We start from the raw sequence: 17,598 nt of genomic DNA on the forward strand, positions 1-17,598 counted from the left end.
AAGACAAGTCTGTGTCATCGCACTCTTAAATACTGATTTAGTTACACAAGGTTCCCCCTTTATGATTTTTTATGATTTTAGGCCTAAAACCCCTCCAATCGGGCATTTTTCAGGATAAATGAAATTTTAGGAAGTGCTTATTTTTGTTCACTACTGAAACATTGTACGCTTATGAAATTGGGCATATCATAGAAGGTGTCATCTCCGTAATATGCTGCTGCACATCCCAAATATTGATAGCAGGTACTGATGATATTGTTTTTATGACCTCTGGAATTCATCCATAGAATCAATACTGATCTTGCAAAAGAAATATAGGTATGGGGAACGATTTCTTCTCGTTTTGAACGGGTTACATAGGTGAATATACCACTTGGACCTGGAGGGTTCACTTTCCGACCATATTCATATTGGAGGCCATTGCTTGAGCTGATGTTCTCCGCATAGCAATATGGGTCTAGCCCTTCCAGTTTCAGACGATCAGTTAGCAGCTTTTTGCCAGGCACTTTGCTATAATGAGAGTAAAAATCATAGGAAACCATGTCATCTGCATGGTCTTTGGCAACTTTTTCTGCAGCAGGAAGATGTTTAAAAGGGGAAGCCTTCTTTTTTGACGCATTTCATTGGTGACATAAAAGATGGCTGCATGTAATAAAGGTCGATCGATGTTCTGAAAATCGATGGGCTTATAAATCGCCTCTAATTGAAAGAATTCCTGTACTGAATATTTTTCGTAGTCTTTTTCCGACCAATTTTGGGCAGATAATCGGAAACAGCTACCAAGAAATAGGATGATGAAAAGAAAGCGAAACAAGGGAATAGTTTAATTTGACTTCTTCTCTTTTGACGAAAAAAATGCCAAAATAGTATTCCGAAAAATTTTTTTTAAAACTCCAAGCTTTCAGATTCATGCCCTTTTCTCAAGAGCATACTTTTAGGACTGTTTCCTTTGACATACACATGCACAATGTTTTGCTGGGCTTCGTGCTCAGTTAGCAAAATTGAATTTTGGACTTTGATGGAATGGTCAAAGCTAGTGCTGGCAGATTCTATATAAAACCAAATGGCCTCTTCTTCCACTTCATATCCGAGAATATTCAAAGAAACCGGTTTTCCATCTACCCAGATTTTATTGTGATCTAATAGATATGCATTGACTTGTTTGTTGAACTGATCTTTGTCCGCAGGATTTAAAACATCGATGTTAGCATCGTGAAATTCCTCTAATGAGATTTCCAGATCATCCCAAAATATTTTTTGTGCGATTTCTAATTTTTGGCTGTTTTCATTGTATCTGATCTCGGTGAGACTTAAGAAGAATGGGTGGGAAAATGCCAACCATCCCCAAGAAATCAGACATATATAAAGATGATGCATTTGGTAAGAGTCTTTTGTCTTTTATGGGAATAATCCTGTATAATTGCCGCAATTTACTTCATGAGAAGTAGTTCTATCCTATATGAGTTCCTTTCAATTGTATTTTCGCCTGGGTGTTCAACATATTTTGGACATACAAGGTTACGATCATATTTTATTTGTCTTAGCACTCTGTGCTGTTTTTATTCCAAGGGATTGGAGAAAAATCATCGTGTTGGTGACCGCCTTTACGATTGGACATTCCATTACACTTGCTTTGGCCACTTTCAAAGTCATCCAAGTCAATACAGAATTGATTGAGTTTTTGATTCCTGTGACCATTGCAATCACTGCTTTTATCAGTCTTATAAGACCTAAACCTGCCTCTGGAAAGGGAGTAAGCATCAATTACATTTTTGCTTTATTCTTTGGTCTTATTCATGGCCTTGGTTTTTCCAACTACCTGAGAAATCTCTTAGGGCAAGAGATGTCTATTTGGCAACCCTTATTGGCTTTCAATTTAGGCTTGGAATTAGGACAAATTGTAATCGTGGGGGCCTACCTTCTGGCCACCTCCATTTTAGTGGGATTGGTTGGTGTAAGTAGGAAGGAATGGACCTTGATCGTATCTTCCTTTGTATTTGGGATATCCCTGATGTTAATGTTAGAAATGAAATTTTGGTAATAAATCACCTTATAGTTATATGAAGAAAATCGGATTAATCGCTTCTTTGGCATTATTGAGTGTTGCAGGAGTTTTTGCACAACAACGATCTGAGCAAAACCATGCAGAACGATTTGAGCAGTTGGGGCCTATGCTTCGGACACCAAATGTTTACAGAACAGCCTCAGGAGCTCCAGGCCATATGTACTGGCAGCAACAGGCAAATTATGTGATCAATGTTGAACTGGATGATGAAAACCAATCCATCAAAGGTTCAGAAAAAGTAACCTATATCAATAATTCTCCAGATCAATTGACCTACTTATGGGTTCAGCTGGAGGAGAACCAACGTGGTGCAGATTCCAGTACACCAAAAGTCGCTGAGAGTTCCATCAACAACAGAATGACTCTTCGATCTCTTGAAGGCATCATCTGGGCAAATGAGGACTTTGGATATAAAGTTTTGGAAGTAACGGATGCCAAAGGAAATCCATTGCCAGTGACTGTGAACAATACTATGATGCGAATTGATTTGCCAACGCCATTGAAGGCTGGTGATTCATTTACCTTTGGAGTGGATTGGTCCTTCAATATTACCAATCGAGTTGGATACATTGCTGGTCGTCCAGGATATGAATATTTTGAAGGGGATGGAAACTATCTCTACACCATGGCTGAATGGTTCCCAAGAATGGCTGTTTACTCTGATTTTGAAGGGTGGCAAAACAAGCAATTTTTAGGTAGAGGCGAGTTTGCTTTGGTTTTTGGTAACTATGAAGTAAATATCACTGTGCCTGCTGATCATATGGTGGGTGCGACGGGAGTCTTACAAAACCCAAATCAAGTGCTTTCATCAACAGAGTTGGAGCGTTGGAACAAAGCGAAGCAAACTTATGATGCTCCTGTGGTAATCAGAACGCAGGAAGAAGCTACGGAATTAGAGAAAGGGAAAGCTACTTCAAAGAAAACCTGGAAATTCAAGGCCGAAAATGTGAGGGATTTTGCTTGGACTTCTTCTAGAAAATTCATCTGGGACGCAATGGCTGTGAAGCAAGGCGGCAAAGATGTGATGGCCATGTCTTATTATGGCAAAGAAGCAAATCCACTTTGGGGTCAGTATTCTACCAGAGTAGTTGCCCATACAATCAAGTCTTATTCAAGTCATACTTTTGATTACCCTTATCCCACTGCAATCTCTGTGGAGGCTGCCAACGGTATGGAATATCCAATGATCTGTTTCAACTACGGTCGTCCTGATGCTGATGGCACCTATTCTGAAGCGGTGAAAAACGGAATGATCGGGGTAATTATCCACGAGGTTGGTCACAATTTCTTCCCAATGATTGTCAATTCTGATGAGCGTCAGTGGACTTGGATGGATGAAGGCTTGAATACCTTCATGCAATACATGGCGGAGCAGGAATGGGATAGAAATTTCCCTTCTAGAAGAGGCCCTGCACATAAGATTGTTCCTTACATGAGAAGCCCAAAAATACCTTGGAGCCCATCATGACCAATTCTGAAAACATCGTTCAGTTCGGTCCAAATGCTTACGCAAAGCCAGCTACAGCATTGAATATATTGAGAGAGACTGTAATGGGTCGTGAGTTGTTTGATTATGCTTTCAAAGAATACGCAAGAAGGTGGATGTTTAAGCATCCTACTCCTGATGATTTATTCAGAACTTTGGAAGATGCTTCTGCAGTTGATTTGGATTGGTTCTGGAGAGGTTGGTTCTATGGAACAGAGCCTGTGGATATTGCAATTGAAAATGTAGCTTGGTTTAAATTGGATCAGCGAACTCCTGCAGAGAAAGCTGCTGATGCCAAAGCAGCAGCTGAGTATGATGAGACCAATGTGTCTAGAACTGCCAACATGAAGGATGTTCCTCAAACTGTGATAGAAGCTGATCCAGAGACACGTGATTTCTACACCACATACAATCCATTTACGGTTACTCCTGCTGAAGAGGAAGCTTATCAAAGCTTCATGGCGAGCTTATCTCCAAAAGAAAAAGAGTTGTTGAATTCAAATATGAATTTCTATGAGCTCAACTTCAAAAATGTAGGTGGATTGGTGATGCCTATTATCCTAGAGTGGCATTTTACAGATGGAACTTCTGAAATCGAACGAATCCCTGCGGAGATCTGGAGAATGAATGAAACCGAAGTGACAAAAGTTTTTGCCAAGAAAAAGGAAGTAAAGCAAATCGTTTTGGATCCTTTAAGAGAGACAGCTGATATTGATGAGTCCAATAATTACTGGCCAAGACAATACCAACCTACGCGTTTCGAATTGTTCAAAGGTTCAGGAGCTGCTAGAGGAACTTCTACAGGAAGCAACCCAATGAAAAGAGCAAAAAACAATTAAGAATAAGAAGAGATAGAAGAAAAGCCGGCGAGAGTCGGCTTTTTTCTTTAACCGCAAAGGCCGCAAAGGAGTCGCAAAGAATATCTAGCTCTTTGAGTTAGGTTATCATCCCGCTCTTCGAGGTTTGCAACCTCGAAGCTAGTTCAGAAGATTTTTAATCTTCTAAAGAGATATAAAATCACAAACCTAATTGTTAATTGTCATATACAATCGGATTAGAAATCCTATGATATATGTTCAGGGTTATATCCAGGATAGTAATCGGGACCTGAAAAGCTGGGTTTCTAATCTTTGGAGGGACCTTTGCATTTAGTATTGAGACTATTTGATTTCTAAATTTTAAAACCCTTAAAAAAGGAAATGGAAAAGCTTCAAGCTCGAATTTTGTTTTTACTCTTATTTCTCGCATTACCTCATTTGGTCAAATCCCAATTTAGGCTCAGTTTGGAGTCTGGGGCTGCTTTTTCGCAGTATAATGACGTTAGGGTTCCAAACGGAGAATCAAATTCCTGGACACTATTTTCCCTTCAGGATGATTTCAAGCCTACAACTACTGCTTTTTCAGACTGGAAATGAGCTACCTGATTAATGGTAAACATACAGTCGAATTGACGGCAGCTCCCTTACAGATTGGGTATCAGGATTCACAACTTGAGGAAATAAATTTCGCTGGATCACTATTTTCAGGAGAAGGAATTGATGGTTCTTATCAATTTAATACCTATCGGGCCAGCTATAGATATCGCTTAGTGGGCAATAATCAATGGATCTTGGATTTGGGAGCTACAATTTTGGCTAGAGACGCTCGAATAGCACTTGAGCAAGGTGAGTTGCAGGCTGAGGATACCGATTTGGGATTTGTGCCTTTACTCAGCTTCAATCTGAATTATTCCCCAAAAGATAAACTCTCTTTTGTGTTAAAGGGTGATGCTTTAATTGGTCCGCAGGGGAGGGCTGAGGATATTTTTGCAGGGATAAACTATCCAATTGGAACAAAGGGCCTTCAACTTAAAGCTGGTTATCGTCTAATAGAAGGAGGAGCTGACGTGGATCAGGTATATAATTTTGCCTACATCCATTTTGCTAGTCTAGGATTGGTGTATGATTTTTCTTTTAAATAGAAACTATGATATAAGTTCAGGGTTGCTTACATGCTCCTTGAGTTCCGATAATTATAGGAATGTAACCTCGAAGCTAGATCCGGAGTTTTTTAATTTTTAAAAGAGTTTAAAAAACACTGGCCTGATCGTTAATTGTCCCATATAAACGGATTAAAAATCCTATGAAATAGGTTCAGGATTATAAATCCTGAACAGCGAAGAACAACGCTTTCTTTTTCCTGCTCTCCTGCTCTTCGGGATTTGTAATCCCGAAGCTAGATCTGAAGATTTATAATCTTCAACAAACACTTCCATTTCATCCAAAATCTGTCAATTGAATTGGCCCTTTTCTTATTCCGTAAAAATCTCCGGCGCTACTATTTAAATACTCCTCTTCCTTCTCCACAATTCCGGCTCTTACAGGGTTTTGATGAATGTAATTTACTTTTACACTAAAAAATCTGACGGTAAATATCTCTTCTCCGTGATATCCATCTTCCCAAAACCAAATATTGCCTTGGTAACTCAAGGCTAATAGTAACCATGATTTTCTGCTTTCTCTAGGGTTATCTTGAATAGTTCTAAAAATCTTCTTTGAAGTGAATTTTTTGAAATCCCTAATAATATCTGATAAATTTTCATTTTTTGCTCTTGCAATCAAATGAAGATGATTGCTCATTATCACCCATGAAAATATTTCCAGACCTTTTTCTTTTTGACAAAAGTTGAGACTTTCCAGGATTAGATCTGAATAGTCTTTCCTGCTAAAAACATCTATCCATTGATGAACTGTAAATGTCAGAAAATGAACAGCTCCTTGATCTCGAATTTTGAACTCGAATCCCATAATTAAATTACTAAGCTTTTAGAATTTAGGTGAAAAGGATTGAAAATCCTATAATATAAGTTCAGGATTATATACTCGATGCTTATCGGGACCTGAACAGCCAAAATTCACTTTTTCTTAAAATCTCCTTTAGGAAATGAATTACAGGATAATTTCTTTGTTCAAAAAGGTTATTTTGAACAATCAAAACCCAAAACCTATCATATCATGAATCGAAAGAATTTCATTTTCACCCTATGCATCGTGTTTTCATTTTTTTTGAGTAGCTCTCTATTTGCTCAAAAAAGAGATATCTATGAATTAATTACCTACCATATCGAATCGGCAGACCAAGAAGCGATGTTGGATGCTTATTTGGAAAATGCCTTTATTCCAGCGGCCCACAGACATGGAGTATCCAATGTTGGAGTTTTCAAACCTATAGCTTCCCAGCCTGATGCGGGTCAGAAAGTATATGTATTTATCCCCTTTAAATCTTTGAGTGAGTTTGAGGCATTTGAGGGGAAACTGCTGAAAGACCAAAAATATCTTTCAGATGGTGATGCCTATATCAATGCGGCATTTGATAATCCACCTTACAAAAGAATGGAAACTTCCATCATGAAGGCTATGACGGAACATCCAAAGTATGCTCCTTCTAAATTAACCAATTCAAAGAAAGATAGAATTTATGAATTGAGAAGTTATGAAGGACCTACAGAGAGATTGTATCGTCAGAAAGTGAAGATGTTCAATTCAGGAGAGATGGAGATATTCGACCGATTAAACTGTAGCCCTGTTTTCTATGCTGAGACGATTGTTGGTGCGAATATGCCGAATTTGATGTATATGACCACCCATGAGAATATGGATGTCAGAAATGAGCATTGGAAGCAATTTGGAGTGGATCCAAAATGGGTTGAAATGAGAGATATTGAAGAATACAAAAACACGGTTTCCCGAAATGATACCCGATTATTGTATCCGACAGAATATTCTGATTTATAAACAATTCCTAATAATAGCAGGCTTTCGAGGCTGTTTCAAAGATTTTCTATTTTCACTTTTCGATCCCGTACAATTGTCGAGACGTTCAAGGTGTCATCTTAAATTATTGAAACAGCCTCTTTTTATTGATTAATCTTTCTGGCAATGGCCTCAAATAGTTTTACTCCGGATTCGATGAGTTCATCCGGGAAATCATAGGTAGGTTCATGGAGTTGTGGGCAGTTTTCTCCAGATCCCAATCCAAATAAGTAGGCAGGGCCAGATTGACTGAACAATCCAAAATCCTCGGACCATCGGAATGGTTCTGGTTTGTCGTATATATCGAATCCTAGCTCCTTCATGATAGACTCTGCAATTGTTCCTGCTTCTGGATCATTCTGGGATACAGCAAATTCCTCTCTATAAGAAATCTCAAATTTCAGCTTTTCACTTTCCGAAATACTTTTCACTTTCTCCTCAATTCGTTGGATTAAGATGTCTAATTCCTCCTGATCAAATGCTCTGATGGTTAAACTTAGACTTCCCTTTCCTGCACTGGTACCGAAAGCAAGGCTTCCGATTTCAGCATGAATCACCGTCACTAAGGCAAATCCCTTTAATTTCTCAGGGAGCTGAGGAAGAATTTGAATGAGTTGCGCAATGGCATGGGCAGGATTTATTCCAGCTTCTGGATGAGCTGCATGCGATGTTTTTCCAGTTAATGTGATGGTCATGCCGATACTTCCTGAAGCGAATGTACCTTTTCGAATAACCAATTGATGTAAAGGAAAACCTGGAAGGTTGTGTAGGGCAAAAGCAAAATCAGGTTTGATTCTTTGAAAATTAGGATCCTCCAAAATTCTTCTAGCTCCTTGACCAGTTTCTTCAGCAGGTTGGAATAATAACACCAATTCACCTTTTTCAGGTCTTTGGGCAGCTAATTTTTCACCCAATCCGCAGATAATCGCCATATGACCATCATGACCACACAGATGAGCTTTGCCTTCTACTTTGCTTTTATAGCTTGGATTTCCAGATTCCTGAATGGGAAGTGCATCCAATTCAGCTCGAAATAACGTTCGCGGGCCAGCAGTTTTCCCTTTAAAAATAAATGCAAGACCAAACCCTCCCAAGTTTTCTATTACTTCATCTGGTCCCATTTTAGAGAAAAACTAAGGATTTTAGAAGCGGTATTTCCCTCTTCACCGGCGATTTCTGGTGATTGATGTAGTTCTTTGCGAAGGGTAATCAGTTGGTTAATAGGCATCCTTTAAATGAATTTATTCTAATTGGAATTCAAAGTTATAAATCCATTTTTAATTCAAGTCTTTTCAACCTTAAAGCATCAATTTAGATAATGTCCATTTTACAGAATAAGAAAATTCGACCCAGTAAGGGTCGAATATATATAGCATGAAATGTTTAAATTTTGTGCGACCCCAATAGGGGTCGAATAAAAAAATTGATACTTTTCTATAAATATTGGATCTCTCCGAGATCATACTTTCAAGAAGTTTCAACCCATTCGAACAAATAATCTTCTTTGAAATCAATTTCAAATTTTTGTAAAAATGTAATGTATTCTTCCTTAAAGGATTTCTTCCTATGATGCTCTTTTTGATTTCTAATATAGTTGATGACATGTGGTAGAGTAGAATGGGAATATGAAAAAGCTCCATAACCTGTTTGCCAATTAAATTTTCCTTTCACAAAACCATTATCATTAATCCATTTATTAGAAGACTTTTTAATTTCTCTTACTAAAGAAGAAATTTGACAAGATGGCTTCATCCCTATTAAAATGTGGAGGTGGTCGGGCATGCCATTTATTGCAATTAGCTTTTGACCTTTATTCGTCACAATACCTGTAATATATTTATATAATTGTTTCTCCCAACTTGATAATATTAAGCTTTCTCTGCCTTTAACGGCGAAAATAACTTGGATAAATAGTTGTGAAAAAGTACTTGGGTCATTCATAAAAAGTGTGTTATTAGAAAAAATCTATATTTCTAAATATAAGAAATCCAACTTTAAAACTAATTACTTAAGAGGTTAAATGAATACCGTCGATTGATTTTTTTTGAGGTAGTTCAAATTAATTTTAAGGATATAAAGACCTGATTTTCTTTTGGAACCATTTTTGACGAAAAAAAAGCCTAGCCTAGGATCAGGAACTTTTCAAGATCTGGGGCTATTTTAGAACATCACTTCAACCCTTAATCTAACTTTTATGAGCGAAGCACAAACTCAAGACTACAACGAGCAAATCAAAGCTTTGGAAGCACAAATCACCGGAGACATGTTTGCAGACATGGAAATCCGTGATCAGATCCACAATTTGAAAATGAAAAGAGATGGCATCAAACCAGAGGGATCTGATTTTGAATGCGTAGGTTGCGGAAGTTAATTCCGAAAAAAATAGTGGCACGTTACTTTATTATATACAAACCCTTCGGGGTATTGAGCCAATTTTCAGGAGAGGGGCATACATTAGCCTCTCTTTTTGATTTTCCAAAGGAGGTTTATCCTGTCGGTAGATTGGATAAAGATTCGGAAGGTTTGCTATTAATCACAGATGATAAATGGCTGAACCATCACTTATTGAATCCGAGATTTGGTCATCAACGAACCTATTTAGCCCAAGTGGAGGGGATTCCTACACCAGAAGCATTGAAAGCCTTGGGTAACGGGGTTCGGATAAACGTGGACCGAAAAGACTACTTAACCAAACCTGCCATTGCAAAACTTCTCCCTGAAGCCCCTGAGTTGCCAGATCGGGACCCTCCTATAAGGTACAGAAAGAACGTTCCAGATTCCTGGATAGAATTGACCTTGATTGAAGGGAAAAACAGACAAGTCCGAAAAATGACTGCTGCTGTTGGCTTTCCTACACTTCGTTTGGTACGTAAGTCTATGGAAAAAATCAATATTTTGGGTTTCAAGGTGGGGGAGGTTCAAGAACTGGATCAAGAAACCGTCTATCACAAGCTAGGATTAACCGGCTTTAAGGAAGCTGCGAGGCAATACCAAAAAAGGCCGAAAAGGTCTTAAAAAATCCTAAATTTCCTTTCTACACGAGGCTTTACCGCTTCTAAGATTTAAGATTGTCCTTTGGGACTTTTTAACTTATTTTAGTCCCATCGCATCGTAAAAAATCCTCATCCATGCATCAGGAAAAAATTCAAGCAGTAATAGAAGAAGTAAAAAAGGTGGTCGTAGGACAAGACCGAATGGTCAATAGATTGTTGATCGGCCTCTTTACCAATGGACATATATTATTAGAAGGTGTGCCAGGACTGGCAAAAACTTTGACCGTGAATACCCTTGCTAAAGTCTTACACCTAGATTTCAATCGAATTCAGTTTACGCCGGATTTGCTTCCTGCAGATTTGATCGGGACCATGATCTATAATCAGCAAACAGGTGATTTTGAAGTAAAAAAGGGTCCCATATTTTCCAATTTGATTTTGGCAGATGAGGTGAATAGATCTCCAGCCAAAGTTCAATCCGCTTTATTAGAGGCGATGCAGGAGAAACAAGTAACCATTGGAGAGACTACTTTCCAATTGGATCGGCCATTTTTGGTACTTGCTACTCAAAACCCTGTAGATCAAGAAGGAACCTATCCACTTCCGGAAGCACAGGTCGATCGTTTTATGATGAAAGTCCATATTGACTACCCTAGTAAAGCGGACGAAATGGAAGTCATGAGAAGGATGGCTAATATGTCTTTCACTAATGAAGTGAATCCTATGCTTTCCAAGCAGGACGTATTTGATATTAGAAATCAGATCAACGCAGTGAAAATTGCGGAGCCTTTAGAGCACTATATTATTGAATTGGTATTTGCAACAAGATTTCCAAATCAATATGGTTTGAACAATGAGGCCAAGTACATCATGTTTGGGGTGTCTCCAAGAGCAAGTATCAATTTAAACTTGGCGGCTAAGGCTGTGGCCTACATGGATGGAAGAGATTATGTATTACCAGAAGATATCAAAGAGATAGCTGAGGATGTGTTAAATCACCGAATTATTCTGAATTATGAGGCAGAAGCAGATGGAATTAATACAAGAGACCTAGTAAAAATATTAATGGAAAAAGTCCCGATTAATAAGTCGGTAACATTCTAATAACATTAGAACCTGTTTATTTGGGCTTCCTGCGATGGAAGCCTTTTTTTATGCCAGAATTATTAATTCAATATTAAATTCTGTCAATTTTTTTAAAAAAAGCATAATTCAAAAATTCTATTGTGCTGATTAATTGAATCACTTTTGTATCATCAAAAGAGAACAAAACCACAATTCAATTAATAACTCAATGAAAAAGTTTAACTCCCTATTCATCCTATTCGCAGTGACCGTGTTAGGGTTCACTAGCTGTATAGAGGGTAATGACAAGCCTACACCAATTACTGATCCTGAAAATTCTAGTAATGTACTGGTGTCTTCCAACATTACCACCAATACTACTTGGGAAACTGGTAAAGTTTATGTCCTAGGAGGTAGAATTTCAGTTACTGCTGGAAATACATTGACTATCCAACCTGGAGTAATTGTAAAAGGTGAGGTTGGTACTGGTTCCAATGCTACTGCATTGATCATTGCTAGAGGAGCAAAAATAGATGCGCAGGGAACTGCAACTTCTCCTATCATTTTCACAACGATTGCTGATGAAATCATGCCAGGTGAGATTGCTTCACCAAACTTGGAGCCAAATCTATCTGGTCTTTGGGGTGGATTGATCATCCTTGGTAATGCCAAAGGCTCTTTTGCTGGAGATGTTACTGAAATTCAAATTGAAGGTATTCCACCATCAGATACTAATGGTCTATATGGCGGTACTAATGATGAAGACAACTCAGGTATTTTGAAATATGTCTCTATCCGTCACGGTGGTGCTAACATCGGAGAAGGTAACGAAATCAATGGTCTTACTTTAGGAGGTGTAGGATCTGCTACAGTGATCGAAAATATCGAGGTTATCGGTAACCAAGATGACGGGATCGAATGGTTCGGTGGATCAGTTAACGTGAAAAATGCGTTGGTTTGGAATCCAGGTGATGATGGTATGGATACAGACCAAGCTTGGGCAGGTACTTTGGATAACTTCATCGTAATCGCAGGTAGCGAAACAGATCATACATTGGAAATCGATGGTCCAGAAGGTTCTGCTGTCGCAGGTCATACATTAAAGAATGGTTCTATTAAAGGTAACGATGTAGCTGAGCTAGGTGACTTCAGAGATGGTGCTAGAGGAACATTCGAAAACCTTTACTTCTTTGGATTTGCTGATCCAGCGACTACAGATGGTAGGGGAGATTTATCTCTTAGTGGTGATAAGACATTAGCCACTTTCGCAGATGGTGCATTAAAATTCATGAACCTTGAAGCTACTCTTGCTGATGGTGTAACTCTTGAAACAGTATTTAAGGCGGGAACAGTTGATTTTGCAACTGCAGTTGCCGCTGGTGCTAATACAGTTGGAGCAGATAAGTCAGCATTTGCTAGCTGGACTTGGGCTTCTGTAGCTGGTGAATTAGCGGACTTCTAATAATAAAACAAACCTTTTAGAAAAGGGAAGAAAGGACTTGCAAGGTGTCTTTCTTCCCAATTCTAGAATCAAGTTACTATCAATTTGCTGTATGAAAAATAAATCTACAAACCCGTTCATGGCACGAACTATTGTTGTCCTGATTATTCTGGTATTATCCCAGATTATTGCGGGATTCGCATTTGCACAAACAGGAACTATTCGTGGAACCATCTTCGAAGAAGGTACTGGTGAGCCTCTATTTGGAGTTTCTGTGCTGGTTAAAGAAACTTCTACTGGTGCAGTTACTGACTTCGATGGTAAATTCGAAATTCAAGTACAACCGGGAACTTACTCTCTGGCTATTTCTTATATCTCTTATGCCACTGTTGAATTGACAGGTGTTGAGGTAAAAGCAGGGGAAGTAAATGTATTAAACGACATCTCCATGGCTGAAGAAGCCTCTGAATTGGAGACTGTAACAATTGCTGCAACTGCAATTAGAACTACAGAATCTGCTTTGATGTCTGTAAAAAGAAATGCAGCCAACTTAATGGATGGTATTTCTGCAAGTACCTTCCGTCAAATCGGAGATGGTGATGCTGCTTCTGCGGTGAAGCGTGTTACGGGTGTCTCTATTGAAGGAGGTAAATATATCTACGTTCGTGGATTAGGTGATAGATATACCAAAACTGTATTGAATGGAGTGGATATCCCTGGTCTTGATCCGGATAGAAACTCTATCCAAATGGATATCTTTCCAACGAATGTGATCGACAATATTATTGTATCCAAATCGTTCACTGCTGATCTTCCAGCGGATTTTACTGGTGGGGTAGTGGATATTGAAACAAAAGATTTTCCTGAGGAAAAAAACATGAAGTTGAGCTTGAGTGGAGGAATTAACCCTTCTATGCACTTCAACTCTAATTATTTAAAATACGATGGTGGAAGCACCGATTGGTTAGGTTTCGATGATGGAACCAGGGAGATTCCAACAGGAGGAAGAACTGATATTCCACAATACGGGGATGTGGTTGGTAATCCAAACGGACCAAAAGGATTAGAGTACCAAGAGATTCTTGGCAACTTTAACAAGACCCTAGGTGGATATAGAAGCAATAGCTTGATGGATATGGGAGTTAGCTTCTCTCTAGGAAATCAAATCGCCAGATCAAGAGCTACTTGGGGATATAACTTCGCCTTGACATATAAAGACGAGACTGAATTTTATCAAGATGCAGAATTCAATCTTTTTGCCAAGCCAAGAGAGTCCACTCAATTTGAATTAGAAGCGCTTGAAAAACAAAAAGGTGACTATGGAGTCAATAACGTATTGTTGGGTGGTCTAGCGGGAATTGCTCTAAAGACTGATAATTCTAAGTTCAAATTGAACTTGATGCACCTTCAGAATGGTGAATCTAAAGCTGGTGAATTCGAATTCGAGAACACCAACCTTGGTGCAAACTTTACTGCAAAGCAATATAACCTGGAATATAGCCAAAGAGCATTAACCAGTGTTCTTTTAGGCGGTACACATTACTTGAATGGAAGAGATTGGGAAGTAAACTGGAAGTTGGCTCCAACTCGTTCTACAATTAAAGATCCAGATATCAGGTTCACAAGATTTAGAGTACCTGAGAACACCATCTCTACGGAAGTAGGTTTGCCAGCTAGAATCTGGAGAGACCTAGAAGAATATAGTGTGGTAGGTAAATTGGATGTTGCAAGAAATCTTTCTCTATTCCAAAGAGATGCGAAAGTGAAATTCGGTACTAACTATGTATTCAAATACAGAGACTTTAACATTCAAAGTTTCCAGTTTGCTACAGGAAGCACAGAGTTTACTGGAGATCCTAATGAGATTTTACTTCCAGAAAATCTATTTGCTGCGGATAACAGAAACGGTGTACGATACAACGCGGACTTTATTCCGATCAACCCAAATAAATACGAATCCATTGCTACTAACATTGGTGGATATGCTTCTGTGGAGGCAAATCCAGCAAACAACTTGAAAGCTATCCTTGGTTTGAGAGTAGAGCAGTTTAATCAGTATTATACTGGTACTAACCAAACAGGGACAATCAATTATGACTTAGTGACCATGTTGGATGATTTAGATTTCTTCCCGACTGTCAACTTGATCTACAACTTGAAAGAAAAGCAAAACTTAAGATTCTCTGCTTCTAGAACAATTGCTAGACCATCTTTCAAAGAGTTGTCATATGCTGAAATCTTGGATCCTATCACAGGAAGAACATTTATCGGAGGTCTATACCCTGAAACTACCAATGGAGGTTCTGAAGTATTATGGGATGGTAACTTGGTTTCTACTCGAATCAATAACTTCGATTTGAGATGGGAAGCATTCCAGGATAGAGGTCAAATGTTCTCTGTAAGTGCATTCTATAAGTCTTTTGACAAGCCAATAGAAATGGTTCAGTTCCTTTCTGACCCAGGTACTTTCCAACCAAGAAACGTAGGAAACGGATCAGTAGCAGGTTTGGAATTTGAATTCAGGAAGTCCTTGAAGTTTATCGCTCCTAAATTGGAGAACTTCAATTGGAATACGAACGTGACTGTAACTAAATCTCAGATCAAAATGTCTGAGTCTGAATACAGATCAAGAGTATTGACTGCAAGAGAAGGACAGGAAATTAAAGATACTCGTGATATGGCTGGTCAGGCTCCCTATATCATCAATACAGGGCTTAGCTACCAATCCTATGTGAATGGACTTGAAGCAGGTATATTCTATAATGTTCAGGGATCTACATTGAACTATGTAGGTTTCGGTAACAGAACTGATACTTATACTGTACCATTCCACAGCTTAAACTTAAACGTGAATAAGACGTTTGGAGCGGATGAAAGATTCCAGGCTGGATTCGGTGTTCAGAACTTATTGAATGACAAAAAAGAAATGGTGTTCAAGTCTTATCAGGCTCAAGACCAAATCTTTACAAGATTGTCTCCAGGAACGAAAATCACAATGAGAGTTGCCTTCTCATTCTAAAATAATTACACAACCACAATGATTAAGGGCTCCCAATTTTGGGAGCCTTTTTTTATGTTAATCGCGTGATAATTTTTTCATTTCCAGGGAAGTCTCTGATCAACTCCTCCTTGCCGAAAAGTTCAAAATCTTGAAAATCAAAACCAGGAGCAACAACACAAGAGACTAATGCGTAACTGTCCGGTTCATCCACTGTGCTCCCGAAGATTTTTTCGGCTGGCACTAGCTGTTGGGGACTAGAGGCAGTAGCAGAATTTACTGGACCTAAGGACAATTGATGGTGAAATCCTCCATCCAAAATATGAATAGTCAACGGGCTCCCCTCATGCCAAAACCAGTGTTCATCGCTTTGTATTCGATGGAATTTTGAAACATTAGAGGAGGTCAAAAGGAAATAGATCACTGTACAGAGATTGCGCTCCCCATTTGGGCTTTTCACCAAATCCAGAGATCTATACGTTTCTTTATAGAAACCGCCTTCTGGATGAGGAAGTAGCTCTAATTGAGTAGCCAAATGTGCAATTCTATCCTGAACGTTCATCTTAATCTGGGTACTTATCTATTAATATATTTACAATTCTTTCTGCGGTTTTCCCATCCCAAAGTGGGATTCCTTGGTAGGATTTCCAATTTCCATCCATCACCTTTTTTAAATAAGGTTTCAGTTTTTTAGGGTCTGTTCCTACCAATTCATTGGTACCTAACTGGATGGTTTCTTCCCGTTCTGTATTATCCCTAAGTGTGATACATGGAACATTCATTACAGAGGCTTCTTCTGTGATTCCACCTGAATCGGTGATCACTCCTTTGGCATTCTTTACCAAGTAATTAAACTCTAAATAGCTCAGCGGCTCAGTCATTAATAAATTAGGAGCATTGATGCCTATTTCTTTGAGGTTTTTAGCAGTTCTAGGATGCACAGGGAATATGATCGGCAATCCCTCGGTTCCTTCCAGAATTGCATCAATCATCGCTTTTAATTTGTGTTCCTGATCTACATTGGCAGGGCGATGCATGGTCATCACGAAGTAATTTCCTAGCTCTAGATTTTCAAATACTTCTCCCTCCGGTCTTTTAAAGTGAGGCATTTGTGCCAGGAGCGTATCGATCATGGTATTTCCCACAAAATGGATTTTTTCATCTTGAAAACCGCTATTTCTTAAATTGGTATTGGCAATTTCAGAAGTGGTAAAAAAGTGGTCGGTAATGCTATCAGTTACCATCCTATTGATTTCTTCAGGCATAGTCAAATCACCAGAGCGAATACCACCTTCTACATGGGCAACGTCGATTTGAAGTTTTTTTGCTGTGATAGAACAGGCCAATGTGCTGGTTACATCCCCAACAACCAATACCAAATCTGGGCGGTTTTCGAGTAGTTCAAATTTTTCAAATGCCATGATAGCCGCGGTTTGTTCAGCTTGGGTACCACCTCCTCCTCCAAGGTTTGCATCGGGTTCTGGAATATTAAGTTGCTCAAAAAAATCACCAGACATTTTTTTATCATAATGTTGCCCGGTATGGATCAATCTAAATGTAAGCTTAGCTCCTTCCTTCTGCTTTTTTTGGATGGCATGGATGATTGGTGCTATTTTCATGAAGTTTGGTCGAGCACCAGCGACGATGGTAAATTTACCCATAATGGATTCTTGAAAATTTATTTAAAATTAAAGATTCCTTTTTGTCTATCTTTAGAAAAATAGGAAAGTTTGAATAAACGGCATTTGGCTGGTTTTTG

The 17,598-nt window shown here is 38.7% G+C and carries 15 protein-coding genes and 2 pseudogenes; 10 read left to right on the forward strand and 7 right to left on the reverse strand.

Annotation, left to right across the window (positions count from 1 at the left end):
- Window positions 1-137 precede the first annotated feature (137 nt).
- Together V8V91_RS17310 and V8V91_RS17315 are read right to left on the reverse strand one after the other, a co-directional pair.
- Window positions 138-599: pseudogene (locus V8V91_RS17310) on the reverse strand (CAP domain-containing protein); the annotation flags it as partial.
- Window positions 600-885: 286 nt separating this feature from the next.
- The gene (locus tag V8V91_RS17315; RefSeq protein WP_074226070.1) at window positions 886-1,377 is read right to left on the reverse strand and encodes a DUF6702 family protein; all 492 of its coding nucleotides are present in this window, start codon (window positions 1,375-1,377) and stop codon (window positions 886-888) included.
- A gap of 82 nt (window positions 1,378-1,459) precedes the next feature.
- Here V8V91_RS17315 and V8V91_RS17320 point away from each other — a divergent pair, with 82 nt between their 5' ends.
- From V8V91_RS17320 to V8V91_RS17335, 4 genes and pseudogenes are all read left to right on the forward strand, one after another.
- Window positions 1,460-2,041, forward strand: coding sequence for a HupE/UreJ family protein (locus V8V91_RS17320; protein ID WP_373396493.1), 582 nt, complete (start codon window positions 1,460-1,462; stop codon window positions 2,039-2,041).
- A 19-nt stretch (window positions 2,042-2,060) separates the two neighbouring features.
- Window positions 2,061-4,390, forward strand: a pseudogene (locus V8V91_RS17325) (M1 family metallopeptidase).
- 360 nt (window positions 4,391-4,750) lie between these two features.
- Complete coding sequence (locus V8V91_RS17330) at window positions 4,751-4,966, forward strand: hypothetical protein (protein WP_373396494.1); 216 nt, start codon at window positions 4,751-4,753, stop codon at window positions 4,964-4,966.
- Window positions 4,963-5,511 carry a hypothetical protein gene (locus V8V91_RS17335; RefSeq protein WP_373396495.1) on the forward strand — a complete coding sequence of 183 codons (549 nt, stop codon included), beginning with the start codon at window positions 4,963-4,965 and terminating at the stop codon, window positions 5,509-5,511. Before V8V91_RS17330 ends, V8V91_RS17335 begins: the two co-directional genes overlap by 4 nt.
- A 295-nt stretch (window positions 5,512-5,806) precedes the next feature.
- Here the strand turns inward: V8V91_RS17335 and V8V91_RS17340 are convergent, their stop codons facing one another.
- A complete protein-coding gene (locus tag V8V91_RS17340; RefSeq protein WP_373396496.1) occupies window positions 5,807-6,337 on the reverse strand; it encodes a transposase in 531 nt (176 codons plus the stop codon).
- Window positions 6,338-6,544: 207 nt separating this feature from the next.
- Here V8V91_RS17340 and V8V91_RS17345 point away from each other — a divergent pair, with 207 nt between their 5' ends.
- Window positions 6,545-7,324, forward strand: coding sequence for an NIPSNAP family protein (locus V8V91_RS17345; protein WP_373396498.1), 780 nt, complete (start codon window positions 6,545-6,547; stop codon window positions 7,322-7,324).
- Between the two features lie 122 nt (window positions 7,325-7,446).
- Here the strand turns inward: V8V91_RS17345 and V8V91_RS17350 are convergent, their stop codons facing one another.
- Together V8V91_RS17350 and tnpA are read right to left on the reverse strand one after the other, a co-directional pair.
- Complete coding sequence (locus tag V8V91_RS17350) at window positions 7,447-8,463, reverse strand: amidohydrolase (protein WP_373396499.1); 1,017 nt, start codon at window positions 8,461-8,463, stop codon at window positions 7,447-7,449.
- Between the two features lie 346 nt (window positions 8,464-8,809).
- On the reverse strand, window positions 8,810-9,283 hold the full coding sequence (tnpA, locus tag V8V91_RS17355; RefSeq protein WP_373396500.1) for an IS200/IS605 family transposase: 474 nt from the start codon (window positions 9,281-9,283) through the stop codon (window positions 8,810-8,812).
- Window positions 9,284-9,536: 253 nt separating this feature from the next.
- On the opposite strand from tnpA, the gene V8V91_RS17360 reads away from it, so the two are divergent.
- From V8V91_RS17360 to V8V91_RS17380, 5 genes are all read left to right on the forward strand, one after another.
- Window positions 9,537-9,713 carry a hypothetical protein gene (locus tag V8V91_RS17360; protein ID WP_200800418.1) on the forward strand — a complete coding sequence of 59 codons (177 nt, stop codon included), beginning with the start codon at window positions 9,537-9,539 and terminating at the stop codon, window positions 9,711-9,713.
- A complete protein-coding gene (locus V8V91_RS17365) occupies window positions 9,692-10,357 on the forward strand; it encodes a pseudouridine synthase (RefSeq protein ID WP_373396501.1) in 666 nt (221 codons plus the stop codon). Before V8V91_RS17360 ends, V8V91_RS17365 begins: the two co-directional genes overlap by 22 nt.
- A gap of 113 nt (window positions 10,358-10,470) precedes the next feature.
- Entirely contained in the window at window positions 10,471-11,439 is a 969-nt protein-coding gene (locus V8V91_RS17370; RefSeq protein WP_074226075.1) for a MoxR family ATPase, read from the forward strand.
- A gap of 190 nt (window positions 11,440-11,629) precedes the next feature.
- On the forward strand, window positions 11,630-12,862 hold the full coding sequence (locus V8V91_RS17375; RefSeq protein ID WP_373396502.1) for a hypothetical protein: 1,233 nt from the start codon (window positions 11,630-11,632) through the stop codon (window positions 12,860-12,862).
- Window positions 12,863-12,980: 118 nt separating this feature from the next.
- Window positions 12,981-15,860, forward strand: coding sequence for a TonB-dependent receptor domain-containing protein (locus V8V91_RS17380; RefSeq protein ID WP_373396504.1), 2,880 nt, complete (start codon window positions 12,981-12,983; stop codon window positions 15,858-15,860).
- A 52-nt stretch (window positions 15,861-15,912) separates the two neighbouring features.
- Here V8V91_RS17380 and V8V91_RS17385 read toward each other — a convergent pair whose 3' ends face one another.
- Both V8V91_RS17385 and wecB read right to left on the reverse strand, forming a co-directional pair.
- Window positions 15,913-16,401 (reverse strand): cupin domain-containing protein, encoded by a 489-nt coding sequence (locus tag V8V91_RS17385; RefSeq protein WP_373396505.1) that lies wholly within the window; start codon window positions 16,399-16,401, stop codon window positions 15,913-15,915.
- A gap of 1 nt (window position 16,402) precedes the next feature.
- On the reverse strand, window positions 16,403-17,500 hold the full coding sequence (gene wecB, locus V8V91_RS17390) for a non-hydrolyzing UDP-N-acetylglucosamine 2-epimerase (protein WP_373396507.1): 1,098 nt from the start codon (window positions 17,498-17,500) through the stop codon (window positions 16,403-16,405).
- Window positions 17,501-17,598: the final 98 nt, after the last annotated feature.

It is taken from the genome of Algoriphagus halophilus (assembly GCF_041729275.1).
GTDB lineage: Bacteria > Bacteroidota > Bacteroidia > Cytophagales > Cyclobacteriaceae > Algoriphagus > Algoriphagus halophilus_A.